Source organism: Azohydromonas australica DSM 1124 (assembly GCF_000430725.1).
Taxonomy (GTDB): Bacteria; Pseudomonadota; Gammaproteobacteria; order Burkholderiales; family Burkholderiaceae_C; genus Azohydromonas; species Azohydromonas australica.
Map to the genome: position 1 here is coordinate 1 of NZ_AUMO01000043.1, position 1,544 is coordinate 1,544.

Below are 1,544 nucleotides of genomic sequence, written 5' to 3' on the forward strand. Positions count from 1 at the left end.
GAGCGGTGGTACTCGCGGGCGGCATCGCGCAGGGCCAGCTCGGCCGGGGACATGGAGGCTTCTTCGGACATATGCTTCACTTGAGTAGAGACGTGCAACGCATGGTGGCGTTGGCTGAGGAACGCCGCGCGGTGCGCGGCATTTCCGATATGGACCGCTCTAGGCCTCAGCCCATGTACAAGCCGCCGTTACTGGAGAAGTTGGCACCGGTGGTGAAGCCCGACTCCTCGCCGGCCAGCCAGGCGACGATGGAGGCGATCTCCTCCGGCGTGCCCAGGCGCTTGATGGGAATGGTGGCCACGATCTTGTCCAGCACGTCCTGGCGGATCGCCTTGACCATATCCGTGGCGATGTAGCCCGGGCTCACGGTGTTCACCGTCACGCCCTTGGCCGCCACTTCCTGCGCCAAGGCCATCGTGAAGCCGTGCATGCCGGCCTTGGCTGCGGAGTAGTTGGTCTGGCCGAACTGGCCCTTCTCGCCGTTGACCGAGGAGATGTTGATGATCCGGCCCCAGCCCTTGTCCAGCATGCCGTCGATCACCTGCTTGGTGACGTTGAACATGCTGTCCAGGTTGGTCGACATCACGGCCTGCCAATCGGCCTTGCTCATCTTGCGGAACTGCCCGTCGCGCGTGATGCCGGCGTTGTTCACCAGCACGTCCACGGTGCCGTGCTCGGCCTTGACCTTCTCGAAGGCGGCGACGGTGGAGTCCCAGTCGGCCACGTTGCCCACCGAGGCGTAGAACGTGTAGCCCAGCGCCTTCTGCTCACCCAGCCACTTCTCGTGGTCGCGGGTCGGACCGCAGCCGGCGATGACCTTGAAGCCTTCCTTGTGCAGGCGCTGGCACATTGCGGTACCGATGCCGCCCATGCCGCCAGTCACGTAAGCCAGTCTCTGTGCCATCTCGGTCTCTCCTTCATTGGGCTGTCTTTCAGCCCTTGGTGGTTTGAATGGATTCGTCAAGGGGCTGTTCCCAGCCCCTAGCTCGATCAGCGCTCGATGGCCAGCGACACGCCCATGCCGCCGCCGATGCACAGCGCGGCCAGGCCCTTCTTGGCATCGCGGCGCTGCATCTCGTGCAGCAGCGTCACCAGCACGCGGCAACCGGAGGCGCCGATGGGGTGGCCGATGGCGATGGCGCCGCCGTTGACGTTGACCTTGGCCGAATCCACGCCCAGCTCCTTGTTCACCGCGCAGGCCTGGGCGGCGAAGGCTTCGTTCAGCTCGAACAGGTCCACGTCACCGACCTGCCAGCCGGCGCGCTCCAGCGCCTTGCGCGAGGCCGGCACCGGGCCCATGCCCATGGTGGCCGGATCCAGGCCGCTGGTGCCGAAGCTCTTGATGCGCGCCATGGGCGTCAGGCCCAGCTCCTTCGCCTTGGCGGCGGACATCACCATCACCGCGGCGGCGCCGTCGTTGATGCCCGAGGCATTGCCCGCGGTCACGCTGCCGGCCTTGTCGAAGGCCGGGCGCAGGCCCGCCAGCGCTTCGGCGGTGGTCTTCTTGTTGATGAACTCGTCGGTGTCGAACACCAGCGGGTCGC

At 66.2% G+C, this 1,544-nt stretch carries 2 protein-coding genes; both read right to left on the reverse strand.

Annotation, left to right across the window (positions count from 1 at the left end; all coding sequences use genetic code 11):
* Positions 1-166: 166 nt before the first annotated feature.
* Positions 167-904, reverse strand: a complete 738-nt coding sequence (gene phbB, locus H537_RS0106590; protein WP_028997260.1) for an acetoacetyl-CoA reductase — start codon at positions 902-904, stop codon at positions 167-169.
* An 86-nt stretch (positions 905-990) separates the two neighbouring features.
* The coding region (locus H537_RS41605) for an acetyl-CoA C-acyltransferase (RefSeq protein WP_043458353.1) at positions 991-1,544 on the reverse strand (554 nt) is incomplete at its 5' end.